General features: G+C 53.1%; 25 protein-coding genes. 10 read left to right on the top strand and 15 right to left on the bottom strand.

Features of this window, described 5'->3' with window-relative positions:
* The first annotated feature begins 33 nt into the window (after nt 1–33).
* Nucleotides 34–849, top strand: coding sequence for a helix-turn-helix domain-containing protein (locus WN16_RS02745; protein WP_003844563.1), 816 nt, complete (start codon nt 34–36; stop codon nt 847–849).
* A 4-nt stretch (nt 850–853) separates the two neighbouring features.
* Here WN16_RS02745 and araD read toward each other — a convergent pair whose 3' ends face one another.
* From araD to yiaK, 8 genes are all read right to left on the bottom strand, one after another.
* A complete protein-coding gene (gene araD, locus WN16_RS02740; RefSeq protein ID WP_003024215.1) occupies nt 854–1,549 on the bottom strand; it encodes an L-ribulose-5-phosphate 4-epimerase in 696 nt (231 codons plus the stop codon).
* Complete coding sequence (locus WN16_RS02735) at nt 1,543–2,403, bottom strand: L-ribulose-5-phosphate 3-epimerase (protein ID WP_003024218.1); 861 nt, start codon at nt 2,401–2,403, stop codon at nt 1,543–1,545. Before WN16_RS02735 ends, araD begins: the two co-directional genes overlap by 7 nt.
* Nucleotides 2,396–3,058 (bottom strand): 3-keto-L-gulonate-6-phosphate decarboxylase UlaD, encoded by a 663-nt coding sequence (gene ulaD / locus WN16_RS02730; RefSeq protein WP_044700504.1) that lies wholly within the window; start codon nt 3,056–3,058, stop codon nt 2,396–2,398. Before ulaD ends, WN16_RS02735 begins: the two co-directional genes overlap by 8 nt.
* Complete coding sequence (locus WN16_RS02725) at nt 3,058–4,560, bottom strand: FGGY-family carbohydrate kinase (RefSeq protein WP_044700420.1); 1,503 nt, start codon at nt 4,558–4,560, stop codon at nt 3,058–3,060. Before WN16_RS02725 ends, ulaD begins: the two co-directional genes overlap by 1 nt.
* A 97-nt stretch (nt 4,561–4,657) precedes the next feature.
* Nucleotides 4,658–5,977 (bottom strand): MFS transporter, encoded by a 1,320-nt coding sequence (locus tag WN16_RS02720; RefSeq protein ID WP_044700417.1) that lies wholly within the window; start codon nt 5,975–5,977, stop codon nt 4,658–4,660.
* A gap of 31 nt (nt 5,978–6,008) precedes the next feature.
* The gene (locus WN16_RS02715) at nt 6,009–6,941 is read right to left on the bottom strand and encodes a DUF4862 family protein (RefSeq protein ID WP_003024231.1); all 933 of its coding nucleotides are present in this window, start codon (nt 6,939–6,941) and stop codon (nt 6,009–6,011) included.
* Nucleotides 6,942–6,953: 12 nt separating this feature from the next.
* Nucleotides 6,954–7,418 carry a YhcH/YjgK/YiaL family protein gene (locus WN16_RS02710; RefSeq protein ID WP_044700416.1) on the bottom strand — a complete coding sequence of 155 codons (465 nt, stop codon included), beginning with the start codon at nt 7,416–7,418 and terminating at the stop codon, nt 6,954–6,956.
* 11 nt (nt 7,419–7,429) lie between these two features.
* A complete protein-coding gene (yiaK, locus tag WN16_RS02705) occupies nt 7,430–8,428 on the bottom strand; it encodes a 3-dehydro-L-gulonate 2-dehydrogenase (RefSeq protein WP_003024235.1) in 999 nt (332 codons plus the stop codon).
* A 217-nt stretch (nt 8,429–8,645) separates the two neighbouring features.
* Between yiaK and yiaJ the strand changes: the two genes are divergently transcribed.
* Both yiaJ and WN16_RS02695 read left to right on the top strand, forming a co-directional pair.
* On the top strand, nt 8,646–9,461 hold the full coding sequence (yiaJ, locus tag WN16_RS02700; protein ID WP_044700413.1) for an IclR family transcriptional regulator YiaJ: 816 nt from the start codon (nt 8,646–8,648) through the stop codon (nt 9,459–9,461).
* A 117-nt stretch (nt 9,462–9,578) separates the two neighbouring features.
* Complete coding sequence (locus WN16_RS02695) at nt 9,579–10,052, top strand: 4Fe-4S dicluster domain-containing protein (RefSeq protein WP_044700411.1); 474 nt, start codon at nt 9,579–9,581, stop codon at nt 10,050–10,052.
* A 34-nt stretch (nt 10,053–10,086) separates the two neighbouring features.
* Here the strand turns inward: WN16_RS02695 and avtA are convergent, their stop codons facing one another.
* Nucleotides 10,087–11,379 carry a valine--pyruvate transaminase gene (avtA, locus tag WN16_RS02690; RefSeq protein ID WP_003827361.1) on the bottom strand — a complete coding sequence of 431 codons (1,293 nt, stop codon included), beginning with the start codon at nt 11,377–11,379 and terminating at the stop codon, nt 10,087–10,089.
* A gap of 134 nt (nt 11,380–11,513) precedes the next feature.
* The gene (gene malS, locus WN16_RS02680) at nt 11,514–13,544 is read right to left on the bottom strand and encodes an alpha-amylase (protein ID WP_044700409.1); all 2,031 of its coding nucleotides are present in this window, start codon (nt 13,542–13,544) and stop codon (nt 11,514–11,516) included.
* Between the two features lie 316 nt (nt 13,545–13,860).
* Here malS and WN16_RS02675 point away from each other — a divergent pair, with 316 nt between their 5' ends.
* Nucleotides 13,861–14,685, top strand: coding sequence for a protein bax (locus WN16_RS02675; RefSeq protein ID WP_003024247.1), 825 nt, complete (start codon nt 13,861–13,863; stop codon nt 14,683–14,685).
* Nucleotides 14,686–14,729: 44 nt separating this feature from the next.
* On the opposite strand, the gene xylR is transcribed toward WN16_RS02675, so the two are convergent.
* Entirely contained in the window at nt 14,730–15,908 is a 1,179-nt protein-coding gene (gene xylR, locus WN16_RS02670) for a D-xylose utilization transcriptional activator XylR (protein ID WP_044700406.1), read from the bottom strand.
* A 361-nt stretch (nt 15,909–16,269) separates the two neighbouring features.
* On the opposite strand from xylR, the gene xylA reads away from it, so the two are divergent.
* The 3 genes from xylA to yiaB all read left to right on the top strand — a co-directional run bounded on the left by xylA (nt 16,270) and on the right by yiaB (nt 19,639).
* Complete coding sequence (gene xylA / locus WN16_RS02665) at nt 16,270–17,592, top strand: xylose isomerase (RefSeq protein ID WP_003024252.1); 1,323 nt, start codon at nt 16,270–16,272, stop codon at nt 17,590–17,592.
* Nucleotides 17,593–17,663: 71 nt separating this feature from the next.
* Nucleotides 17,664–19,118, top strand: coding sequence for a xylulokinase (gene xylB, locus WN16_RS02660; protein WP_044700405.1), 1,455 nt, complete (start codon nt 17,664–17,666; stop codon nt 19,116–19,118).
* Nucleotides 19,119–19,285: 167 nt separating this feature from the next.
* On the top strand, nt 19,286–19,639 hold the full coding sequence (gene yiaB, locus WN16_RS02655) for an inner membrane protein YiaB (protein WP_003844581.1): 354 nt from the start codon (nt 19,286–19,288) through the stop codon (nt 19,637–19,639).
* Here yiaB and WN16_RS02650 read toward each other — a convergent pair.
* Nucleotides 19,636–20,631, bottom strand: a complete 996-nt coding sequence (locus WN16_RS02650; protein WP_044700501.1) for an acyltransferase — start codon at nt 20,629–20,631, stop codon at nt 19,636–19,638. The genes yiaB and WN16_RS02650 overlap by 4 nt on opposite strands.
* 172 nt (nt 20,632–20,803) lie before the next feature.
* Here WN16_RS02650 and WN16_RS02645 point away from each other — a divergent pair, with 172 nt between their 5' ends.
* The 3 genes from WN16_RS02645 (at nt 20,804) to glyS (ending at nt 24,198) form a co-directional block, all read left to right on the top strand.
* On the top strand, nt 20,804–21,112 hold the full coding sequence (locus tag WN16_RS02645; protein WP_032937205.1) for a YsaB family lipoprotein: 309 nt from the start codon (nt 20,804–20,806) through the stop codon (nt 21,110–21,112).
* 95 nt (nt 21,113–21,207) lie between these two features.
* Nucleotides 21,208–22,119, top strand: a complete 912-nt coding sequence (gene glyQ, locus WN16_RS02640; protein ID WP_001168551.1) for a glycine--tRNA ligase subunit alpha — start codon at nt 21,208–21,210, stop codon at nt 22,117–22,119.
* 9 nt (nt 22,120–22,128) lie between these two features.
* Complete coding sequence (glyS, locus tag WN16_RS02635; RefSeq protein ID WP_044700402.1) at nt 22,129–24,198, top strand: glycine--tRNA ligase subunit beta; 2,070 nt, start codon at nt 22,129–22,131, stop codon at nt 24,196–24,198.
* Nucleotides 24,199–24,311: 113 nt separating this feature from the next.
* On the opposite strand, the gene cueP is transcribed toward glyS, so the two are convergent.
* The 3 genes from cueP to WN16_RS02620 all read right to left on the bottom strand — a co-directional run bounded on the left by cueP (nt 24,312) and on the right by WN16_RS02620 (nt 25,821).
* On the bottom strand, nt 24,312–24,851 hold the full coding sequence (gene cueP, locus WN16_RS02630) for a copper-binding periplasmic metallochaperone CueP (RefSeq protein WP_044700400.1): 540 nt from the start codon (nt 24,849–24,851) through the stop codon (nt 24,312–24,314).
* 187 nt (nt 24,852–25,038) lie between these two features.
* Nucleotides 25,039–25,251, bottom strand: a complete 213-nt coding sequence (gene cspA, locus WN16_RS02625) for an RNA chaperone/antiterminator CspA (protein WP_000014594.1) — start codon at nt 25,249–25,251, stop codon at nt 25,039–25,041.
* Between the two features lie 279 nt (nt 25,252–25,530).
* Nucleotides 25,531–25,821: an HTH-type transcriptional regulator gene (locus WN16_RS02620; RefSeq protein ID WP_003024273.1), complete on the bottom strand. Its 291-nt coding sequence runs from the start codon at nt 25,819–25,821 to the stop codon at nt 25,531–25,533.
* Between the last annotated feature and the right edge of the window lie 5 nt (nt 25,822–25,826).

Below are 25,826 nucleotides of genomic sequence, written 5' to 3'. Positions count from 1 at the left end.
TAAATAATGTAGAAAGCGGGAATTTGAATATATATGCTCGAATTATCCATGTCTCTTCCGATTAAAGTGCAAAATGGTGGGCTATTTATTTCCCGGGGCGTGGGCAGTCATCCTGCGCGACGATTGCAATCCTGGGAAATTATCTTTGTTGAAAAAGGGACATTAACGATTCGCGAAGGCCAGACAGTTTTTTGCGTGAATGCCGGAGAAAGTTTGCTGCTGTGGCCGCAGCGCTTGCATATTGGCGTTGGGCAATTTCCGGCTGATTTGAAATTTTACTGGCTGCATTTTGAGGTGACGGCAGAAAACGACGCATCAATAACGGAACCGTTACTTGCTATCCCTCAACATACCCGGGTGGGCGAGCCCCAATATATTATTTCGCTGTTTCGCCAGTTCTTACGCGAGCAGGAAAATATTCATCGCAGCATGGCGCTGGAACTGATCCTGCTGCTGATTTTGCAGCAAATATCCGCAGCCGCCAGCGAGCAACCTGTCGACAGCCCCGGGAATGCGTTGGCCTGGAAAGCGCAGCAAATCATTCACACCCGGTTCCACCTGCCGATTTCCGCCTCAACGTTGGCGAAAGAGTTGCATTGCAATGCGGATTATCTGGGGCGCGTTTTCCGTGGCGCTTTCCGGCTGACGCTAACCGAAGCGTTGCACCGTCAGCGGGTAAGGGCGGCAGAAAAACTGTTAATCAGCGATTCGCTGTCGCTAACCGAGGTGGCGATGAAATGTGGATTTAATGATGTGGGTTATTTTCGCAAAATATTCCACAAGCACACCAGCCTGACGCCCGCGGCGTGGAAACGGCGCTATTGCAAAGAACATATCAATAGCGCCTGACCCGTTATTGTCCGTAATACGCATTCGCCCCGTGTTTGCGCAGATAATGTTTATCCAGCAACTCAGACTGCATATCCGGCAACTGCGGGGCTAACTGGCGAGAGAACAACCCCATGTAGGCGCACTCTTCGAGCACCACAGCGTTATGCACCGCGTCTGCGGCGTCTTTACCCCAGGCGAACGGTCCGTGGGAGTGCACCAATACCGCCGGAACCTGCAGCGGATTGAGATCGCGCTGCTCGAAGGTCTGAATGATCACCTCTCCGGTTTGATATTCATATTCGCCGTTGATCTCTTCAGCGGTCATTAGACGCGTACACGGAATAGAACCATAGAAATAATCGGCATGCGTGGTGCCCCATGCAGGGAGATCCAGACCCGCCTGCGACCAGATTGTCGCGTGGCGAGAATGGGTATGGACGATCCCGCCGATCTGTGGATAACGACGATACAGCGCCAGATGGGTTGGCGTGTCGGACGACGGTTTTTTGTTGCCTTCCACTACGTTGCCGCTGGCAATATCCACTACCACCATGTCGTCGGCGGTCATCACCTCATATTCCACGCCGGATGGCTTAATCACCATCAGTTTACGTGTTTCATCCACTGCGCTGACGTTGCCCCAGGTAAAGGTGACTAAGCCATGAGCCGGGAGCGCCAGGTTTGCCGCCAGCACCTCGGCTTTCAGTTGTTCTAACATGGAAATCCTCCTTCCTGCATGCGTGCTTCTATCCAGCGCCGTGCCTGGATAATTTCCAGTACCGGCTCCTTCGCTTTTTCAGTCCACATTTCAATCAGAAACGACCCGCGATAGTTCAGCTGATGCAGCGTTTTGAAGATGCCAACAAAGTCCACGCACCCTTCGCCAAACGGCACATCGCGAAACTGGCCCGGATGAGTTTCGGTTACCGGCAGCGTGTCTTTCAGATGGATAGCAGCGATGCGGTCAATGCCCAGCGTCAATTCGGCAGTGACGTCATTCCCCCAGGCGCTGAGGTTGCCCACGTCCGGATAAACGGTGAACCACGGCGATGACAGCATTTCATCCCACTTTTTCCACTTGCTGATCGAGTTCATAAACGCGGTATCCATGATTTCTACCGCCAGCATCACCTGCGCGGCAGCTGCTTGCTCGACTGCCCATGCCAGCCCTTCGGCAAAGCGCTGCTGCGTTCCTGCGTCATGTTCTTCGTAATAGACGTCGTAACCAGCCAGTTGAATAGTGCGGATACCCAGATCGCGCGCCAGACGAATGGCTTTGCTCATTATTTCTCGCGCCCGCTCACGCACGGCTTCATCGCGGCTGCCAAAGGGAAAACGACGGTGGGCGGACAAGCACATTGATGGGATCGCCACGCCGGTTTCCAGCATCGCGCTCACCAGCGATGCGCGCTGAGCCGGACTCCAGTCGAGACGCGACAGACGTTCATCGGTTTCATCCACCGACATCTCGACGAAATCAAAACCGCAGCTTTTTGCCAGCACCAGCCGTTCCGGCCAGGAGAGGTCTTTCGCCAGCGCTTTTTCATAGATACCTAATGGATGATTACGCATGCAGTGTTCCCCAGATGGCGTCGATTTGCGCATGGAATTCGCCAGCAACCTGCGCTGGGTTTTGCGCTCCCGCCAGCGCGCGCCCGGCAATAAAAGCTTTGACGTTAATTTCGCGAAACAACGGCAGATCGGCGGGCGTGATCCCACCGGTAATCGACAGTTCCAGACCAATATCAGAAAGCGCCTTCATGCGCGCCAGGTCTGCTTCTCCCCACTGTTGTCCGCTGGCCTGAGCATCGCGGCCACGATGGTAAATCGCCTGGCGAACACCAACGCGATACCAGTCGCGGGCATCATCCAGCGTCCAGTTGCCGAACAGCTCCATCTGAATTTCGCCGCCGCAGGACTGCGCGATGCCATGACCTTTCTCTACCGTCGCCAGCGGCGCAGCACAGATAATGGTCATCCAGTTTGCACCTGCTCCAAAGGCTTGCTGCGCGAGGGTTTCGCCCGCATCGGCCACTTTCCAGTCGGCGACGATGATTTTATTCGGGCACTGGGCACGCAGTGCTTTCACGGCGCTCAGCCCTTCGGTTAAGCAGAGAATCGTCCCCGCTTCAACGATATCGACGTTCTCTTGTAGCAGCGCGACGTCGCGTTGTGCGGCTTCAAGGCTGGTGTGGTCGAGCGCCAGTTGCAGTAATGGTCGACTCATCATTCGTGCTCCTTAATGCGGGCGTGGTAGCCCTGTAGTGCGGTAATTAAATCCAGGTATTGGCGGTATTTACGCTGGTAGCTCGACTGCGCGGCGGCGTCCGGCAATAGCGTGCGCACCGGGTGCTGTAGGCTGCGCTGGGCGTCGCTGAAGTTGGAATAAACGCCGGTGCCGACGCGGGCGGCGAGCGCAGCGCCAAAGCAACCGGTCTCTTCAATCTGTGGCAATTCGATACGTAAACCGCTGACGTCTGCCAGCATTTGCATCCAGATGTCGGAGTGCGCCGGACCGCCGGTGACGCGCAGGGTATGCGCCTTCGTAAAACGTTCGCGCATGCGGTTGAGGTGGGTCATGTGGCTAAAAACCACGCCTTCGTAGATGGCCTGTAATAAGTGGGCGCGAGTGTGTATTGCCTGCATGCCATAAAAGCCGCTGGTCATCTCCAGCCCGGCGTTGCTGCCGTACAAAAAGGGCAGGAAGAAAAGCTCGCTACCGGCTTTCGGTAAGCTGGCGACGGCCTGATTGATCTCAGCAAAAGAGAGTTCGCCCCACTGGGCGGTAAACCATTCCAGATTGCCGGAAGAGGTCGGGCTAGCTTCGTGAACGATGTACTGCCCGTCGTTGACATAGCGCCCATAAACATAGGGATGGGCCTCGTGGTCGCGCAGACCGTGAGCGATCCCGCTGGTGACGGCCCAGGTACCCATCACCGCGTTGAGGGTGTATTCATCTTCGATACCGGCGCAGAGTGCGGTGGAAACCACATCAAACAGTCCGCCGACGACGGGCGTGCCCGCCGCCAGACCGGTTATGGCGGCTGTCTGAGCGGTGATTTCCCCGCATATTTCTGCTGAGCCGACAATCGGCGGTAGCGCATTGTCGATCTCACTGATGCCCAGCCACTGGGTCAGGCGCGAGTCGTACTGACCCGAAGTCATGTTGTAGAGGTTCGACTCGGAGATATTGCTCTCTTCACAGCCTTTGATGCCGGTTAAGCACCAGCGCAGATAGTCATGGCCCATCATGACGCAGCCAATTTGCGCGTAACGGTGAGGTTGATTCTCTTTCACCCAGCGCAGCAATGATGCCGGATGCCCGGTCCACAATGTCTGGCGGGTTACCGGGTAGAGCTGCTCAGGGATCCCATCCTGCTGCCAGCGCTGAACGATATCCATCGCCCGGCGGTCGGAAGAGAGGATGGCATTGCCCAGCGGTTTATCCTGCTTATCGAGAAGGAACAGGCCTTTGCCCTGAGCGGAAATACCGACGCCTTTGATTTGATCGCCGCAGACGCCGGTGCGCGCTAACAGCCCGGCGATCGTGGCTACACACTGTTGCCACAACTGGTGCATATCGCGTTCGGCGTAACCGGGCAATGGCGATGCGGTCTGCAACGATTGCCGGTTAATGCCATGTTCATGACCTTTGGCGTCATACAACCCGGCTTTCAGATACGTACCGCCACAATCAATACCCAGCCAGAAGGTCTCTTTCTCACTCATCTTGTTATCTCATTTTTGCCGGATGGCACTGCGCTTATCCGGCCTGGGACGGTTGCTACCTGTAGGCCCGGTAAGCGAAGCGCCACCGGGCATTGTTTTACGCTGTACGTTTATGTGGATTCAGTGTCTTTAGCGGAGTGGCACCGGCGTCGCATTTGGCTGGCAGCAGCAGCGCCATCAGCGCGGCCAGAGCCAGTGAGATAGCCAGGCAGTAAACCCCCGCATCTTTGCTATACAGGGTGATGAGTACGCCGACCGCATAAGGACCGCAGAAGCCGCCGAGGTTGCCCAGCGCGTTGATGACTCCACGCGCGCCACCGGCCATTTCCGCACTGAACAAACGCGCCGGAATGGTCCAGAACACGCCCGCTGCCGATTGCAGGAAGAAGCCGCAGCCGACCAGCGCGGTATAAGCCAGCCAGACGTTATTTTTCAGCGCCACGGAAAGGAACATGCACAGGGCAAAGCCAATCAACGGCAGGCAGACGAACAGCTTGCGTTTGCCGGTGCGGTCAGAGAGAGAAGAGAACAGGAACATCCCGGCAATGGCCCCGACGTACGGCAGAATGGCGAGCATACCGACCTGTCCCATACTGCTGTGCGTCAACTCTTTGAGGATGGTCGGCAGCCACAGGGTGTAACCGTAAATCCCGGTCTGATAGAAGAAGTTCAGCGCGATGAGCTGCCACATGGTTTTATCGGAAAGCACCGCGCCCAGAGAGGCATTTTTGACTTCCGTTCCGGCAATGGCTTTTTGCTCGGCGGCCAGCGTTTCGACCAGGTAATTTTTCTCGGCCTCAGAGATCCAGCGCGCCTCCTGCGGACGGTCGTAAACGGTATAGGCCCACAACACCAGTACAACGACGGAAAGCAAACCTTCAATGATGAACAGCCAGCGCCAGTCGAGAACGGTGATAATCCAGCCCGAGAGCGGGGCGGTAATGATCCCGGCAATCGGCACAAACATAATCACAATCGCATTGGCGCGACCACGCTCGGCGTCGGGGAACCAGTTACTGATCATCGTCAGCACCACCGGCAGCATGCCGCCTTCGGCAACGCCGAGTAAAAAGCGCAGAACCAGCAGTTGGTACTGATTAGTGATTAACCCCGTGAGGACGGAAATAACCGCCCAGGCAACCAGCGACCAGCCGATAAATTTCTTGCCGCTGCCGTGAACGGCAATTTTTCCGCCGGGAACCTGTAAAAACAGATAACCGATAAAGAAAATACCGCCAGCCAGTCCTGCCATGGTGGCGGAAATACCTAATTCCTCATCCATTCCGCCCGGCATCGCGAAAGCGATATTGACGCGGTCCATATAAGAAATAATACAGGCGATGAGAATAGGTGGAATAATCCGCAGCCAGCGCTGACGGGGTATATCTTTGAGTGTAGGGCGAGAGGTCATGTTCATATTAATATTCTCGTAGAGTAGTATTTTATTTTTATAGTTTTGCTTTATTTAATGCGGCGATACCGTCGCGCAATATTGCTACGCGATGGTTCACATCTGCATTGGCGTTTATTTCCAGCAATTTAATACCGGCAAATTGCAGTGGTTCGGCTTCTGCGCAGGCGAATAATTCGCGGGCATGGTCGGTGGTCATCAGGCTTTGTGGGCAGAATGGGGCAAACGGCGCGTGTAAGTCCTGCCACTCGCCGTATTCCCCCGCAAGCGTGGTACCGGAGAACATCAGCGCGCCCAGTTTTCCAGCCCGTTTGGCCTGCTGCGTGTGGTCCAGCGCCAGGGCGGGATTCTGCCCTTCAATGGTCGATCGCGCCCAGTTAATGCACACGCTGATGTCATACCCGGCAATGACCTCCAGCACATTGTCTAACGGCAGAAAGCCTTTGCGCGGCGCAATGCCGGTCATGGCGTCGCAATGTTCCAGCACCAGATCGCAGGACCAGTCCCAGGAGGTAATTTCTTTCAGCGAACGGGCAAACGCGTCGGTGGCTTGTGCAACATTTGGGTTGCTGGCATTGGGGGCGGCATGCAGTTCCAGCGCAATCACTTTTCCGGCGTGTGCCGTATTGATATGGTTGATTTTCTGCTGCAGATGACGGTAATACGCCACGCAGGCTTTACGCTGTTCTTCGTCGCTGGAGGCCAGCCCAAAAGCGCTGTTTGCGCCGCGACGGCGCATGGTTTCCATAATGGCGGTGACCACGATTTGCCAGTCGCCCGGCGTATGACGTAATAACCATTCGTCGCCTAACGGGTGAAGATGTTCAAGGCAGGGCTGCTCCAGACCGCGAATATCGGGAGTGTCGGCGAGCTGTCGCCAGAATTCCTTCTCTTCCTCTTCACTCTTTTGGTGAAATGAGGGTGCACAGGGGTACGCACCGATAATATAACCGGCATTATTAACGCTCATGTTGTACTCCTTTTATAAAACTGAAATAGCAACCTTCACAACTATTTTGCGGATCGCCGTGGCGACAGTTTTATGACATGCAGGACGGTGAACATCCTGCGGGAAAAATATGGCGTAGCTTCCCGGAATCATTTCAATGAAAGATTCATGTTCGCTGGCGTGATAAAAAATAATATCGCGCTGTTCTAATAACGATTCGCTGATTTGGTTATTCCCGGTATCAATCGCGATCCCGATTTTCTCTTCGCCCCAGGCCAGAAATTGAATATCCAGGTAGCGGCGATGCACCTCCGGGCGATTTTCGGCAACGTCACGCGTGGTTAAATCGATAACCTGCGCGAAGATATTTTTACCGTCGATTTCTACCACGCCCGGTTCCATATTGCGGAAGTCTGTGCTGCGCAGAAAGTCGAGTGCCCTTTCAATCGCCGCGGGTAAACGACATGGGTTAGGCTGAGCGATATGTCCAAAGATCATACTCTGACTCCTTACAACGCCTGAATTTTGGCCCAGACGCTGTCATCAACGGTGATACCGTTGCGGCGGTTTTCTTCCAGCAGCTTTGTAAACTCGTGGCCCGGCAGGCGGACAGGTGTATTTTCATCGGCGCGTTCGGCGGAGGTGATGAAATCCATAATCCGCTGTAGCTTGGCATCACGGGTGGCGCCATCGATCAGCTTGTCTACTTCAATGGCGATGAAAATCTGTGAAACGCCATATTCATCGCTGTTGTCCTGGGTGACCTCGGCCACGGAAGAACCGTCTGAAAGCAGAGTGGCGATCATATCCAGCACAATCGACAGACCTGAACCTTTCCAGTAACCCATTGGCAAAATGCGGCGGTTTTTTTCGATAACGCCCGGCTCTTTAGTGAGATTGCCTTCATCATCAAAGCCACCATCTACCGGCAGTTCGCGACCGGCCAGGCGATTCACTTCCAGCATGCCGTAGGAGAACATCGACATCGACATATCAACCATGGTGATTGGCGATGAGGGGATCGCGACGATCAACGGGTTAGTACCAATGCGGCACTCTTTCGAACCCCACGGCGGCATGACGGCAATCGAGTTAGTCCAGCAGATACCGATGTAACCTTTCTCCGCCGCCTGCCAGCCATAGCTGCCGCCGCGCATCCAGTGGTTGGCGTTACGCAGTGCGACCAGGCCAATACCGTGATCGGAGGCCAGCTCAATGGCTCTGTCCATCATCTTTTTCGCCGTCAGATTTCCGATCGAACGCTGGGCATCCCATTGTTCAATCGCTCCCAGGCTAGTAATGCGTTGCGGTTTGGCCTCAGGAATGATGTCGCCGTTATCTAATTGCTGAATAAAACGAGGAAAACGATTCACGCCGTGCGAATACACGCCGGACTCGGTGGTGCGCGCAAACATTTCGGCACAGGCATCGGCGGTTTCAACGGCGATACCGCGTGCCAGCAGTACCCGATTGAACGCATCTTTCAACTGCTCAAAAGTGACTTTCATTCCTGTTTCCTTGTTTAAATTTGATCGCTTTTTTATCTCTAAATTTCACTATGCGAAATCTGATTTCAAATATAGCGATCAAATTTTGACAGATCAACGGGGTGGTCTATTTTTTAAAATCATCAAAATCAAATAGTTGTGTTTTTTCGGTTCAGATCGTGAACTGAAACACACTTTGCGCTACCATCAGAGCGCGACGAAAAGGGGAGCGGAAGCGATGGGCACAAAAGAGAGTGAAATGACGCAAGACAAAGAGAGGCCAGCCGGAAGTCAGAGCCTGTTCCGTGGTTTGATGTTGATTGAGATTCTGAGTAACTATCCGAATGGTTGCCCGTTGGCGCATTTGTCTGAACTGGCAGGGCTGAACAAAAGTACTGTGCATCGACTGCTGCAAGGGCTGCAATCCTGTGGGTATGTCACCCCCGCGCCAGCGGCAGGGAGTTATCGCCTGACCACCAAATTTATTGCCGTGGGTCAGAAGGCGTTGTCGTCACTGAACATCATCCATGTTGCTGCGCCGCACCTCGAAGCGCTGAATATCGCCACCGGTGAAACCATCAACTTCTCAAGCCGTGAAGATGACCACGCGATTCTGATTTATAAGCTGGAACCGACGACGGGCATGCTGCGTACCCGCGCTTATATCGGCCAACATATGCCGCTGTATTGCTCGGCGATGGGTAAAATTTACATGGCGTTTGGGCATGCGGATTATGTGGAAGCCTACTGGGAGAGCCATCAGGATCTTATTCAGCCCCTGACCCGCAATACCATTACCGGTTTACCGGCGATGTACGACGAATTGGCGCAGATCCGCGAAAGCAGTATGGCGATGGATCGGGAAGAGAACGAACTGGGCGTTTCCTGTATTGCCGTGCCGGTGTTTGATATTCATGGTCGGGTGCCGTACGCGGTGTCAATTTCACTCTCTACCTCGCGACTTAAGCAGATAGGGGAAAAAAATCTACTCAAGCCACTACGGGAAACCGCGCAGGCGATTTCAAATGAGCTGGGTTTTAGCGTTCGCGATTAGGCAGAGATCCATAGTTATTCAGGCACCTGACAATATTTAACCGTTTCCCCTGTCCGATCAAAGCGACAAGGGCGACCTCTCTGGCACTCTGTGGTTTTCACGCAGAGGGAGGGGACAATGAACGCGTTTATTATGGCGGATGCGGCAAAATGTATTGGGTGTCGTACCTGCGAAGTTGCCTGCGTCGTCGCGCACCAGCAAAACCAGGACTGTGCGTCGGTCTCTTCTTCTGCGTTTATACCGCGGATTCGGGTAATCAAAGATGACGCCTTTACAACGGCGGTCGCCTGCCATCAATGCGAAGACGCTCCCTGTGCGAATGTTTGCCCAACGCACGCCATTCGTCGTGAACATGGGCATATCTTCGTTGAACAGACACGTTGTATTGGTTGTAAAAGCTGTATGCTGGCTTGCCCGTTTGGGGCAATGAATGTCGTTGCCCGTTCGTCGCGGGTGCAGGCGATAAAATGCGATTTGTGCTGGCATCGTGAGACGGGGCCAGCGTGTGTAGAAGCCTGCCCGACCAGCGCGTTGCAGTGTATTGATGCCGTCAGTATTCAGCGACAGCGTCTGCGTTCACAACCGCTATGAAGTGAGCCCGACCCGCACTTGGGTCGGGTTTGCGTTAGCCTTCCAGCCAGGCGCGTTCGATCTCTTCAGCCAGAATCTTCACACCAGCTTCGATTTTCTCTGGTTCTGGCACGTAGTTCATCCGCATGCACTGATGGGTATGCGGCCAGGGTTTATCCAGCCCCGGGAAGAAGTAATCACCGGGAACCATCAGTACGCCGCGCGCTTTCAGGCGCTGATACAGCAGTTCAGTCGTGATGGGCAAATCTTTGAACCACAGCCAAAGAAAAATTGCGCCCTCTGGTTTATGGATAAGGCAGCGATCTTCTGACAAGTAGCGGCGAATAATCGCAATCGTCTCCTGAACGCGCTGATAGTAAAACGGTTTAATTACCGTTTCGGACAGGCGCAGTAGATCGTTACGTTTAATCATCTCGCACATCATCGCCGGTCCCATCCCGCCAGGAGCAAGACTGATGATGCCGTTCATATTGGTAATCGCAGTGATGATTTTTTCATTGGCGATAATGATGCCGCAGCGGGAACCTGGCAGACCCAGTTTGGAAAGGCTCATGCACAGCACAATGTTGGGGTTCCACAGCGGACGCGCTTCGCTAAAGATGATGCCAGGGAATGGTACGCCATAGGCGTTATCAATCACCAGCGGGATCCCATGCTGGTTGGCCAGCCGGTCCAGCTTCATCAGCTCGTCGTCTGTGATCACGTTGCCTGTCGGGTTAGTGGGGCGTGACACGCAGATCATCCCTGTCTCTTCACCGATGTGCAGGTGTTCAAAATCAACGTGATACTTAAACTGGCCTTCCGGTAACAGTTCGATGTTCGGACGTGCGGAGACGAAAAGATCTTCTTCTAGCCCGGAATCGGCATAGCCAATGTATTCCGGGGCTAATGGGAATAACACTTTTTGCGTTGTTCCGTCAGCGCGGCGTCCGGCGAACAGATTGAATAAGTAGAAAAACGCGCTCTGACTGCCATTTGTCAGTGCAATATTTTGTGGCTCGATATCCCATCCCTGCTTCTCACGTAGCAGTTTCGCCAACTCAGACAGGAGCTCGGTTTTCCCTTGCGGACCGTCATAATTGCAAAGCGCATCAGTGGCTTTGCCGTTTGCCAGCATATCTGTCAGCAGAGACTGGAAGTAATTTTGCATCTCTGGAATTTGCGCCGGATTACCACCGCCGAGCATGATGGCGCCTGGGGTGCGTAAACCGTCGTTGAGGTCCTCCATCAGGCGGGTGATGCCTGAATGGCGGGTAAATTTGTCGCCAAAAAGTGAGAATGTCATAGCAGGGGGTCTGTCGAACTGAGTAGTAAAGTGGCTAACCATAGCGCTACCCATGGCAGGGTGCAAATCAGGGGAAGCGGACCGGATTGATGTTTTGTGCTGCAGATGTTTGCCTGGCTGGTTTTTTATTTTGTGTTGAGCTTCCCGCCGTATGCACAGCGGGAAGCCTGTTGGGATCAGGGCTGGCCGGCCCACACCACCATCACCTTATCGTCGCCATGCTCGCGGATAAATCCGTATCCCTGCTTCAGGGTAAGCGTAGTCTGTTTACCGGCGCCGATGGCGGGATGTCTGGCTCGGAACTGACTGATGCGCTGCCAGTGTGCGACGCTGGCGGCAGATTTCCCGCTCACATCCTGCCAGTTCATTTCTGAGCGCGTGCCCTGCAATGGGTCTGAACCTGTTGGTCCAAAGGGTCTGGCCGACTCGTCGCCGTAAAAGAGTTGTACCGCGCCAGGCGCCAGCAGCAATAGCTCGGCGGCTTTGTCTCCACCTTCGCGAAACAGACGCGTATCGTGCGAGGAGAGATAGCTCATGACGTTGAAATCCTGCAGTTTTTCAGCCATTTGTTGCCAGGTGACATCCATATTTGCCAGACAATCGACGGCCTTTGCCGCCTGCTCCTGGTAGTCGAAATTGATCATCGCATCAAAGCCGTGACGGTAATAGTCGCTTTGCATTACGCCGTGACCCCAGGCCTCGCCGGTCATCCAGAAAGGTTTATCATCCAGCGCTTTATCCGGGTTGGCTTTCTTCCATTCAGCCAGCGCTGCGCTGGCCTGTGTTTTTAATTGCTGCCAGGCGGGAAGCTCGACGTGTTTGGCGGTATCAACCCGAAAGCCGTCAATCCCGTAATCACGCACCCACTGGCTGAGCCAGTGCGTCAGATAATCGCGGGGCGTGTAACCGGCGATAGCTTTAGCGTGCGTATCTGGCTTATGCTGATAAAAGTTTGGCAGCCCGGAAGGTGTGGTGGATTCGGTTTTCAGATCGGGCAGGAAGGCCAGTGACATGGTCAGGTCGTCAAAGCCAGGATTGTCGTAATCGCCAATATCGGTACGGATCCAGTTTTTCCCCCACCATTTTTCCCAACCTGCTTTATCGCTGAAGTTGATGTAATCATTAAAGCTGTGCCAGCTTTGCCCGGCGGCTGGCTTCCAGTCCGTCCAGCGTTCACCGAGCGTGTTTTTCAGTTCATCGCCCGACAAGTACAGCGCTCCAAACTGATACTCCTGCATATCCGCCAGCGTGGCGTAGCCGGTATGATTCATGACGACATCGAACAGGATACGAATGCCGCGCTGGTGCGCACCCTCAACCAGGGCACGCAGGTCAGCTTCATTACCCATATTCGCATCGAGCGTGGTCCAGTCCTGAGTGTAATAGCCGTGATAAGCGTAGTGGGGGAAATCGCCTTTGGTGCCACCGCCGACCCAACCGTGAATTTGCTCAAACGGTGCGCTGATCCACAAGGCGTTGACGCCCAACTGTTGCAGGTAGTCGAGTTTACTGGTGAGTCCGCGCAAATCGCCACCGTGGAAAGTGCCAATTTCCTGCATGCCGTCGTTGCGACGTCCGTAGCTGTGGTCGTTGCCTGGGTCACCATTTACAAAGCGATCCGTCAGAACGAAATACACCGTAGCGTTATGCCAGTCGAAAGCAGCCGGGGCATCGGTTTCTGCCCGTTCCAGCAGCAACAGCCCGTTACTGGCTGCGGCAGGCTGTAGGGTAATCGACCCATTCTTTACCGTTGCCGTTTGTTTGCTGTAGTAATCGCGCACCACGGCACCTTCCGGAAAGGTCTGGCTCACATCCAGTGTTAACGGCGAACCATCCCATTTCGGGCACTGGCGAATCTGGGTCGTGACAGGGTCTGCGGCGCTTTTTACCGAGAGCATCAACGTTGGCGTTCCGGAGCGGGTATCGACTTCCAGCGTGTAATCGCCGTCTTTGAATAAACGCCACTGCGGCGGCGCGCCTTCACACGGTTTTAGCGATAGCATCTGGTTGAGTTTTATCGCATCAGCAGGCTGCCAGCACTGTTGGTCAAAATTCAGGATTAAAGGACGAGTACCCTTCGTCAACGCTGCATGGCTGACGAATTTACCCGTACCTTCCGCTTCGAAGTTGGGGAGTCCCTGAGAAGTCCATGATGAGGCGATGGCAATGCCGGGCATGAGCGCCAGCGCAACGGCGGCAAGTTTCATAATGCTGTCCTTGGTGCTGCTGTTTTCGCCAGTTTGCCAGTGAAATCAGGCTGGAAACTCATCCTTTGAGTCGATTCCGCCAGGAGGAGAAGTGAGGGTGAGCGATCGCGTTCAAAAAATGAACTAATTTTGCGATAACCTCCACATTTTCTTCGAATTAATGGCACCCTGAACTGTTAATGCGTGACATAGTTTCAGAATTGGACTATTCCTTTGGGTGCTCTTGACGGCTATTTTTGATATGATTTGAGATTCATCTCTCATTTTTGTGAAAAATATAAGGTGTTGGAATGTATAAATCCGACCAGGAGACCTAATGATATTGACTCCCATTCGACGATATGGGGCAATGATTCTTATGTTACTCACCGTTGCATTTTCGGGTGAGGTGCTGGCAAAGACACACACGGCGACAACGAGTCACAAGCCCCAGATAACCAAGGCAAGTAATAAACAGGTTAGCAGTAAACAAGAGTATTCTCGCAATAGTGCAAAGAGTAGTTCACTTCCTGATTTGCGAAAATACCCTTCCGGAACACCAAGGAAAAAAGCGTTTCTCCGGACGGTTATGCCTTATATTACCAGTCAAAATGCTGCCATTACTGCGGACCGTAACTGGCTGATTTCAAAACAGTACCAGAACCGCTGGTCACCGACTGAGCGTACGCGTATGAAAGACATCGCGAAGCGCTACAAGGTGAGCTGGTCTGGCAACACGCGTAAAATTCCGTGGAATACGCTGCTTGAGCGCGTAGACATTATCCCGACGAGCATGGTGGCAACCATGGCTGCGGCCGAAAGCGGCTGGGGTACGTCGAAGCTGGCGCGTAGCAACAACAACCTGTTTGGCATGAAATGTGGCAAAGGTCGTTGTAACAATGCCCCTGGTAAGGTGAAAGGCTACTCACAGTTTGAATCGGTGAAAGAGTCGGTGAATGCTTACGTCATCAACCTGAACACGCACCCGGCTTACTCTTCTTTCCGTAAATCACGTGCGCAGCTGCGTAAAGCCGATCAGGAAGTCACCGCTACCGCGATGATCCATAAGCTGAAGGGTTATTCCACTAAAGGACAGAGCTACAACAACTATCTGTTCGCAATGTATCAGGATAACCAGCGTTTAATCGCCGCGCATATGTAATTCTGTGTGCCGGATGGCGGCTTCGCCGTATCCGGCAATAATCCTCACAGCAACACTTCGCTGTTCACCTCGCGATACTCTTTTGGCGTCGTGTCGTACTCTTTCTTGAAGACCGAATAGAAATACTGCAGAGACGGATAGCCGCACATCTGTGAAATTTCGTTGATTGAAAGCGTGGTAGAAATCAACAGACTGCGCGCTTTTTCCAGCTTTTCGGCATGAATCACGGCGTGGATAGTCTCTCCGACCTCTTCTTTAAAACGCTTCTCCAGATTTGAACGTGAAATCCCTACTGAATCAAGAACTTGCTCAACCTTAATCCCTTTGCAGGCATGATTGCGGATAAAGTGCATCGCCTGAATGACGGCAGGATCGGTCAAGGAGCGGTAATCGGTTGAGCGCCGCTCAACCACGCGCACCGGAGGAACCAGAATGCGTTGCAGCGGCAGCGCCTCATTCGCCAGCAAGCGGTGCAGAAGTTTTGCGGCCTGGTAGCCCATCTGCCGGGCTCCCTGAGCCACGGATGACAGCGCTACCCGTGATAAGTAACGGGTCAGTTCTTCGTTATCTATTCCTATCACGCATAGCTTTTCCGGTACCGGGATATGTAGGTGCTCGCAGACCTGCAGGACGTGTCGTGCCCGCGCGTCGGTGACCGCGATAATGCCGGTTTGCGGCGGCAACGTTTGTAGCCAGTCTGCCAGACGATTTTGCGCGTGCTGCCAGTTTTCCGGCGCAGTTTCCAGCCCCTGGTAGACTACGCCTCGGTACTTTTCTTTAGCCACCAACTGGCAAAAGGCATATTCACGTTCTGCGGCCCAGCGTTTACCGCTTGAGGAAGGCAGGCCGTAAAACGCAAAACGGTTAACCCCTTTCTCTTTCAGATGCAGAAAAGCGCTTTCTACCAGCGCGTGGTTGTCGGTAGCAATGTAATGTACCGGGGGATAATCTTGCTCCCGATGGTAGGAACCCCCAACGCCGATGATCGGAACATCGACATCGGCAAGTAATTGCGCAATGTCATCATCGTCATAATCGGCAATAACGCCATCGCCTAGCCAGTCTTTAATATTATCGATACGGGCGCGGAAATCTTCCTCAATGAATATATCCCACTCGGATTGCGATGCCTGTAAATATTCACCCACTCCTTCTACCACCTGACGGTCATAGGCTTTATTGGCATTGAATAACAGAGTGATGCGGTGACGTTTATCAAACATAAGAACCTGTCCTGGAAAGGTTAACGTGGGCCTGTCGATACTAGCAAAACCGCCGGTACGACTGCTTGATGAAGCGTGACAAATTTCCTGATTGCCTGAGGCCAGGCAAAATTTACATACTGTCAGCGGGATGACAATTGTCATTTTTCATCTGCGCATTACGGTTTTTTGTTTAATGGCTAACCTTCGATCGCGATCGCTTTTTTATTTCGTTTTTCAGCGTGTTTTTTTGGGAGCCAGCGCACGTTTGGGTATTCTCTTAATAGCGGTGTGAAATAACGTAATTGAGCAATAAATCAGGAAATTCCAGTATAGCCATATCGCAGTTTACTTACCGTATTACCTGATTATGGAGCTTATTATGCCGGCTTATTTTGACCAACTCGATCGTGTTCGTTTTGAAGGTACTCAATCCACCAACCCGCTCGCATTTCGCCATTACAATCCTGACGAAATCGTGTTGGGCAAACGTATGGAAGATCATCTGCGTTTTGCTGCCTGCTACTGGCATACCTTCTGCTGGAACGGTGCGGATATGTTCGGTATGGGCGCTTTCGATCGTCCGTGGCAGCAGCCTGGTGAAGCACTGGCGCTGGCGAAACGCAAAGCGGACGTGGCATTTGAGTTCTTCCACAAGCTGAACGTGCCTTACTACTGCTTCCATGATGTGGATGTCTCGCCTGAAGGGGCTTCACTGAAAGAGTACAAAAACAACTTTGCGCAGATGGTTGATGTGCTGGCGGCAAAACAGGAACAGAGCGGCGTGAAGCTGCTGTGGGGAACAGCAAACTGCTTTACCAACCCACGCTACGGTGCGGGTGCGGCAACAAACCCGGATCCAGAAGTGTTCAGCTGGGCCGCCACGCAGGTGGTTACGGCCATGGATGCCACGCACAAGTTAGGCGGTGAAAACTACGTTCTGTGGGGTGGTCGTGAAGGCTATGAGACGCTGCTGAATACCGATCTGCGTCAGGAACGTGAGCAAATTGGTCGCTTCATGCAACTGGTGGTGGAACACAAACACAAAACCGGTTTCCAGGGCACTTTGCTTATCGAGCCGAAACCGCAGGAACCGACCAAGCACCAGTACGACTACGATGCGGCGACCGTCTACGGCTTCCTCAAGCAGTTCGGTCTGGAAAAAGAGATCAAACTGAATATCGAAGCTAACCATGCCACGCTGGCGGGCCACTCGTTCCATCACGAAATCGCCACCGCTATCGCGCTGGGTCTGTTTGGCTCTGTTGATGCCAACCGTGGTGACGCGCAGCTGGGCTGGGACACTGATCAGTTCCCGAACAGCGTAGAAGAGAACGCGCTGGTGATGTACGAAATCCTGAAAGCGGGCGGTTTCACCACCGGTGGCCTGAACTTCGATGCCAAAGTGCGTCGTCAGAGTACCGATAAATATGATCTGTTCTATGGTCATATTGGTGCGATGGATACCATGGCACTGTCGTTGAAAATTGCGGCCCGTATGATTGAAGACGGTGGTCTGGATCAGCGCGTGGCAAAACGTTATGCCGGTTGGAATGGTGAGCTGGGCCAGCAAATTCTGAAAGGGCAGATGACGCTGACGGAAATTGCGCAGTACGCTGAACAACATAACCTGGCGCCGGTGCACCAGAGCGGTCATCAGGAATTGCTGGAAAATCTGGTGAACCATTATTTGTTCGACAAATAACGGGTTTCTGAGAACGTCCGTAAGCCCGGTCAGCTCGCGCTACCGGGCCTTTCTTTAAGGAACGATGCCTTATGTATATCGGGATAGATCTTGGCACATCAGGCGTAAAGGCCATCCTGCTCAACGAGCAGGGGGATGTGGTCGCTTCGCACACGGAGAAACTCACCGTCTCGCGCCCGCATCCGTTATGGTCTGAACAAGACCCTGAGCAGTGGTGGTCGGCAACGGATCGGGCTTTGAAAGCGCTGGGTCAGCAGCATTCGCTTCGCGAGGTGAAAGCGTTGGGGATTGCCGGACAGATGCACGGCGCGACGCTACTGGATGAGCAACAGAAGGTATTGCGTCCGGCTATTCTGTGGAACGATGGTCGCTGTGGTGAAGAGTGCGTGATGCTGGAGAATCAGGTTCCGCAGTCTCGTGCGATCACCGGCAACCTGATGATGCCTGGCTTTACCGCGCCAAAACTGCTGTGGGTGCAACGCCATGAGCCGGAAATGTTCAACCAGATTGATAAAGTCCTGCTGCCGAAAGATTACCTGCGTTTGCGCATGACCGGTGATTTTGCCAGCGATATGTCTGATGCGGCAGGGACAATGTGGCTGGATGTCGCGAAGCGTGACTGGAGCGATGTCATGCTGGCTGCTTGTAAACTGACTCGCGCACATATGCCTGCGCTCTATGAAGGCAGCGAGATTACCGGAACCTTGTTGCCAGATGTCGCTAAAGCCTGGGGAATGCAGGAGGTTGCGGTTGTTGCCGGAGGTGGTGATAACGCGGCGGGGGCGGTTGGCGTAGGCATGATGAATGCCGGTCAGGCGATGCTTTCGCTGGGGACATCCGGTGTCTATTTTGCGGTGAGTGATGGTTTCCTTAGCAAACCGGAAAGTGCGGTTCACAGTTTTTGCCATGCTTTGCCTGAGCGATGGCATCTGATGTCTGTGATGTTAAGTGCGGCATCGTGTCTGGACTGGGCGGCAAAATTAACCGGACTGGCGAGCGTTCCTGCATTGATTGACGCTGCGCAACAGGCCGATGAACACGCGGAGCCGGTCTGGTTTTTACCTTATCTTTCCGGTGAACGTACGCCGCATAACAATCCGCAGGCCAAGGGCGTATTTTTCGGTCTGACGCATCAGCATGGTCCGGCAGAACTGGCGCAGGCGGTGCTGGAAGGTGTGGGGTTTGCGCTGGCTGACGGTATGGACGTGGTACATGCCTGCGGCGTGCAGCCCGTCAGCATTACGTTGATTGGCGGCGGGGCGCGCAGTGAATACTGGCGTCAGATGCTATCTGACATCAGCGGATTGCAGCTGGATTATCGTACCGGCGGTGATGTCGGCCCTGCACTTGGTGCGGCGCGACTGGCGCAAATTGCCATGAATCCGCAGCGGCCTTTATCAGACCTTCTGCCTCAGCTTACGCTGGAACAAGCGCATTATCCTGACGCCGGGCGCCACGCGCTTTACCAACAACGTCGGGAAACCTTCCGCCGAATCTACCAGCAGTTGCAACCGCTGATGTCCTGATCCTCGTTCCCCTCTGGTAAACAGAGGGGATTTATCAAATGTATATTTCAATCCAATAAATAGTTAGTACGCATGGATTTATTCTGAAAGTCCGGCGTAGTGCCATTTTTCTGTGTTGTCTTTAGCGGGTTATTCATATTGTATCCATGATGGATAAGGAGATCCCAATGAAGACGACAAGGCTGTTGCCATGGATATTATTCCTGTCTGGCGCACTGATTTACGTTATTGGCTTATGGCAGGCATGCCCGTTATTGAGCGGCAAAGGCTATTTTCTGGGCGTGCTAATGACGGGAATGTTTGTGACATATGTTTATCAGCGTGCAGTGAATCTCAATCAGAGCGACGAACGCTTCGCCTCTGTATGTCAAATGGTCACACTCATCACGATAGGGTTGCTGCTGGTGGGCGTCTGGAACGCCCCGTTATCGCCCCTCGAAAAAGGGCTGTATCCGGTGGCATTCATCATATGTTTACTGGGGCAAGTTTTGTTGCTACGTCTGCAAAATATGGGGGGTTAACTCACCAGCCTGCGCGTATCGATGCGCTGCAACAGTATGGACAACAGTAAACTGCCTGCCAGCGTGGCGCTGAAAATCCACAGCATATCCAGCGGTGGCCAGTTTTTGAGTTCAATTCCGTTGGTTCGTAGTGCGTGAATGATCAGCGCATGAAAACCATAAATGCCCAATGAATGGCGAGAAATAAGGCCCAGTAGCGGCAGAGTACGTGTGCTGAGCGTATTTTTGACCAGCGTCAGGAGTGAGACGGCGCAAATAAATACCGCAGGGCCGCAGTAGAGGTACCAGGTGTCGGCAAAATTGCCTCGCCAGCGCAGTTCATGCAATGTGCCACGAGAAATAATAAATACTGCGGTAATGAATAACGCCGCACAGAGCCAGCTGAGCGCGCGCTTTTGCGTATCCATCATGCCAATCGCCCGGCCCAGCATGCCGTACAGGATGTAATAGAAGGTGTCGCCGCTGATGTACAGGTTAATGGGTAGCCATTCAAAACCGCCAATTTTTTGCGAGACGGTATTGGGATTGGCAATCACGCCTATCACCACCATCAACGCCAGCAGCATCTTGCCGCTGATATTTTTCACCTGTATCAGCGGAGAAACCAGGTAGATGACGGCGATCGCGAAGAAAAACCACAGATGATAGAACACCGGCTTTTGCAGCAGGTTCTTCAGCGACAGCTCAGCGTTGATCGAGGTAAACAGCAGGATATAGGCCAGCGCCACGCTGCTGTAAAACAAAATGCAGAGCGCGATGCGCAGGAAATGGCGCGGTTTGGCGCTACGCTCACCAAAAAACAGATAGCCCGAAATCATAAAGAACAGCGGGACGCTGATGCGAGAGGCTGAATTGAGCACGTTAGCCAGATCCCAATTCAACGGGCTGACGCTTTGCGCATTGGTGATGTACCAGGTCGTGGTGTGGATCATCACGACCATTAAACAGGCTATCCCGCGCAGGTTATCAATCCAGAAAATTTTGGGCTGCATCAGTTCCTCTGTGTCCATTAAAAAAAGTCTGACCGATATTTTGCGAACGTAGCTCGCTGGAATAATCCGAGTTCTTACGCTAAAGCTTGAGATGGTCTGATGAGATTCTCAAAATAGGATCTGTTTCCAGACACTAATAATAAGACTGACCAGCAAACCAGGCGGTAATAAAATGATGATGAAGTATTTCTTTCCCGCAATCGCTACCCTTTTGCTGGTAGCGTGCGCTGACACACAACCGTCTGCACCCGCGCAGAAAGCGCAAAAGGTTAAGGTCAGTGCCACACGTTCGCTGGATATGGAGTCATTGTGCAAAAATGAGGCGGCGCAACGCTACAACACTGGCGCGCAGAAAATTGATATCTCCGGCCTGGAGCAATTCCAGGGCAGCTATGAGATGCGTGGTTCTACCTTCCGTAAAGAGAGTTTTGTCTGTTCTTTTGATGCAGACGGGCAGTTTTTGCACCTTTCCATGCGCTAAGTTCCCCCTTTTTCCCGTTTCGTACTGTATATCTTGCAGCCAGCGGGTATACTGATCGCTTCCTTTAAATCCACACGTATCCAGCACGAAATAATATGCAAAAGTTTGATACCAGGACCTTCCAGGGCTTGATCCTGACCTTACAGGATTACTGGGCTCGCCAGGGCTGCACCATTGTTCAACCATTGGACATGGAAGTCGGCGCGGGAACATCTCACCCAATGACCTGCCTGCGTGCGCTGGGGCCGGAACCGATGGCGACTGCTTATGTGCAGCCTTCCCGTCGTCCGACCGATGGCCGCTATGGCGAAAACCCGAACCGCTTACAGCACTACTATCAGTTCCAGGTAGTGATTAAGCCGTCTCCGGACAACATTCAGGAGCTGTACCTGGGTTCTCTGAAAGAGCTGGGTATGGACCCGACCATTCACGATATCCGTTTCGTGGAAGATAACTGGGAAAACCCGACCCTGGGTGCCTGGGGTCTGGGTTGGGAAGTGTGGCTGAACGGCATGGAAGTGACTCAGTTCACCTACTTCCAGCAGGTTGGTGGTCTGGAATGTAAACCAGTAACCGGGGAAATTACCTACGGTCTGGAACGTCTGGCCATGTACATTCAGGGCGTAGACAGCGTTTACGACCTGGTCTGGAGCGACGGCCCGCTGGGTAAAACCACTTACGGTGACGTGTTCCATCAGAACGAAGTGGAGCAATCCACCTACAACTTCGAATACGCCGATGTGGACTTCCTGTTCACTTGCTTCGAGCAGTACGAGAAAGAAGCGCAGCAGCTGCTGGCGCTGGAAAATCCGCTGCCGCTGCCTGCGTATGAACGTATTCTGAAAGCCGCCCATAGCTTCAACCTGCTGGATGCGCGTAAAGCCATTTCCGTCACCGAGCGTCAGCGCTATATCCTGCGCATTCGCACCCTGACCAAAGCAGTGGCAGAAGCTTACTACGCTTCCCGTGAAGCCCTTGGCTTCCCGATGTGCAACAAAGACAAATAAGAGGCGGCCATGTCTGAGAAAACTTTTCTGGTGGAAATCGGCACTGAAGAGCTGCCACCAAAAGCACTGCGCAGCCTGGCTGAGTCCTTTGCTGCAAACTTTACCGCGGAGCTGGATAACGCTGGCATCGCGCACGGCAACGTTGAGTGGTTCGCTGCGCCGCGTCGTCTGGCGCTGAAAGTCGCGAATCTGGCGGAATCTCAACCCGATCGTGAAGTTGAAAAACGCGGTCCAGCCATTGCCCAGGCGTTTGACGCTGAAGGCAAACCGAGCAAAGCGGCAGAAGGCTGGGCACGTGGCTGCGGCATCACGGTTGATCAGGCTGAGCGTCTGACTACCGACAAAGGCGAATGGCTGCTGTATCGCGCGCATGTGAAAGGCGAAAGCGCTGAAACGCTGCTGCCAAACATGATCGCCACTTCGCTGGCGAAGCTGCCGATCCCTAAACTGATGCGCTGGGGCGCGTCTGACGTTCACTTCGTGCGTCCGGTTCACACCGTGACTCTGCTGCTGGGCGACAAAGTGATTCCGGCAACGATTCTGGGCATTCAGTCCGATCGTGTGATCCGTGGACACCGCTTTATGGGCGAGCCGGAATTCACTATCGATTCTGCCGATCAGTATCCGGAAATCCTGCGTGAGCGCGGCAAAGTCATTGCGGATTACGCTGAGCGTAAAGCGAAAATCAAAGCCGATGCTGAAGAAGCGGCGCGTAAGATTGGCGGCAACGCCGATCTGAGCGAAAGCCTGCTGGAAGAAGTCACCTCGCTGGTAGAATGGCCGGTAGTGCTTACCGCGAAATTCGAAGAGAAATTCCTCGCTGTTCCGTCTGAAGCGCTGGTACACACCATGAAAGGTGACCAGAAGTACTTCCCGGTATACGCGAATGACGGCAAACTGCTGCCGAACTTTATCTTCGTTGCCAACATTGAATCGAAAGATCCGACCCAGATTATCTCCGGTAACGAGAAAGTCGTTCGTCCGCGTCTGGCGGATGCTGAGTTCTTCTTCAATACCGACCGTAAAAAACGCCTGGAAGACCATCTGCCGCGTCTGCAAACCGTGCTGTTCCAACAGCAACTGGGTACGCTGCGCGATAAGACTGACCGTATCCAGGCGCTGGCGGGCTGGATTGCTGGTCAAATTGGCGCTGACGTTAACCACGCAACGCGTGCTGGCCTGCTGTCCAAGTGCGACCTGATGACCAACATGGTCTTCGAGTTCACCGACACCCAGGGCGTGATGGGAATGCACTACGCGCGTCACGATGGCGAAGCGGAAGATGTCGCGGTGGCGCTGAACGAGCAGTATCAGCCGCGTTTTGCCGGTGATGACCTGCCGTCTAACCCGGTGGCTTGTGCCGTGGCGATTGCTGACAAGATGGACACCCTGGCGGGTATCTTCGGTATTGGTCAGCATCCGAAAGGCGACAAAGACCCGTTTGCGCTGCGTCGTGCTGCTCTGGGCGTGCTGCGTATCATTGTTGAGAAGAACCTGAATCTGGATCTGCAAACGCTGACGGAAGAGGCTGTTCGTCTGTATGGCGACAAGCTGACCAACGCCAACGTGGTGGATGACGTTATCGACTTTATGCTTGGTCGCTTCCGCGCCTGGTATCAGGACGAAGGTTATACCGTCGATACTATTCAGGCCGTGCTGGCGCGTCGTCCGACTCGTCCGGCTGATTTCGACGCACGTATGAAGGCGGTTTCGCACTTCCGTACCCTGGAGGCCGCGTCCGCGCTGGCTGCCGCGAACAAGCGCGTATCAAATATTCTGGCGAAGTCTGAAGAAACGCTGAATGACCGTGTGAATGCGGCAACGCTGAAAGAGCCGGAAGAAATTGCGCTGGCGATGCAGGTTGTGGTGCTGCGCGATAAGCTGGAGCCTGTTTTCGCCGCTGGCCATTACCAGGAAGCGCTGGTTGAGTTAGCGGAACTGCGTGAGCCGGTTGATGCGTTCTTCGAGAAAGTGATGGTCAACGTAGATGATAAAGATCTGCGTATCAACCGTCTCTCCATGCTCGAAAAACTGCGCGAACTGTTCCTGCGCGTGGCGGATATTTCGCTGCTGCAGTAACGGTCCTGAGCTGACTTAGAAAATGCCGGATGGCAGCTTCGCCTTATCCGGCCTACGAGATAAACACCAGTAGGCCGGATAAGCATTGCGCCATCCGGCATTTTTTTATGTTGTTAGCGCAGCTGTAATTTAGTCAGACAGGTCTGGCTGTCTTCCATGGTCTTAATGGGATACTCCGCTTTTTTGTCGTTGTAGCTTACTGCGATGGTGCCTGCCATATTGCGCGGTAGCCAAACCCCGACGAAGCCATTTCGACCGCTCTTCATCTCTTTTTGTAGCACTACATCACCTTTGTTATCCGTCACTTTGACATTGAATGTCTTCTCCGGCATTTCGCCCTGGCAACCGGAAAGGCTGTGGTTGAAGCAAGGATGTGTTTGCCATTCATAAGGGGCAAATGACAGATAGAACTTGTCACCGAGCGGCAGGGTATAGATCTGATCGCCTGAAGAGAGCTTCAGTTCAGTGCTGGTGACGGATGCCGAGTAGGGCAGTGGGCGGCTCTGGGGAGACTGGTCAATGGCCTCGACGATTTGCTCGACGGATTTTCCGCTGAGCCCGTGTTCCGCCAAAAAAGTGGCTTCAGGGGTTGCGGCGAACGCGCTACCGGTGGTGAGTAAACCTAAAACCAGCAACAATGAGGATTTCGACATAGCTTCAATTCCTTGTGAACGTTGTGGAATACAGACTGGCTCACTATAAAGCTTGCCCTTAGGGAAAGGTCAAAGGGGCGGCGGGTAAAGTAATGCAAAGAAGCGTGTGGCCGGGGCGTTTTAAGAAGTACAGATAAAAAAAATCCCCGCCGTTTGGCAGGGATTCAGAATCTTGAGCTTTTTAAGCTTACAGGCTGGTTACGTTGCCAGCTGCCGGGCCTTTAGCGCCGCTTTCGATGGTGAAGGAAACTTTCTGACCTTCGTCCAGAGATTTGTAGCCATCGTTCTGGATAGCAGAGAAGTGTACGAACACGTCTTTAGAGCCATCGTCAGGAGTGATGAAGCCGAAACCTTTGTCAGCGTTGAACCATTTTACGATACCAGTCATTTTACCGGACATAGTGTATTACCTTTTAAAAAATAAGTGTGCCTTTCGGCGATATGGCGTGCTTTACAGATTTTTTAACAGTAAAGGAAATGCTCACTACGAAGGGTATCAACGATAACTCTTGAAGGGACTTGCCTTACTAACTGCTGTAATGGTCTGTACGTCAAACCGTTGAGGGCATTAACTCATTTTACGCATGTGGATGCAACTACTATTTTCTTTTTTGTGGATAACCTTCGTAAGGGAACGGCCCCGTTACAGGACCGTTCTTAAGCAAAATTGAAAAATAGTTCAATCCATCAGTTGCTTACTTAATCTTGGATCTGCCTGGATCAGGCGCATTAACTTCAATTCGGTAGTGGAAGGCTTTACGCGTTTAGACTCCCATTCATGAACCATCGCGACTGTCACGCCCATTACTCGGGCAAAATCATCTGTTTTTAAACCCGTCCCTCGTCGTAACTGTTCAAATTCGGTGAAAGGGTTGGTTTTTTGCGTCAGAGTGACCGTCTGCGATACATCTTTAAAAACAATCTGCTCCAGACTGCTCAGCAGTTCAAACATAGGATCTTTGTATTCCATTGAGA

Source organism: Citrobacter sp. ABFQG (assembly GCF_004322975.1).
In the GTDB taxonomy this organism is placed as follows: Bacteria; Pseudomonadota; Gammaproteobacteria; order Enterobacterales; family Enterobacteriaceae; genus Citrobacter; species Citrobacter freundii.
This window is presented reverse-complemented; position numbering and strand designations above follow the sequence as displayed.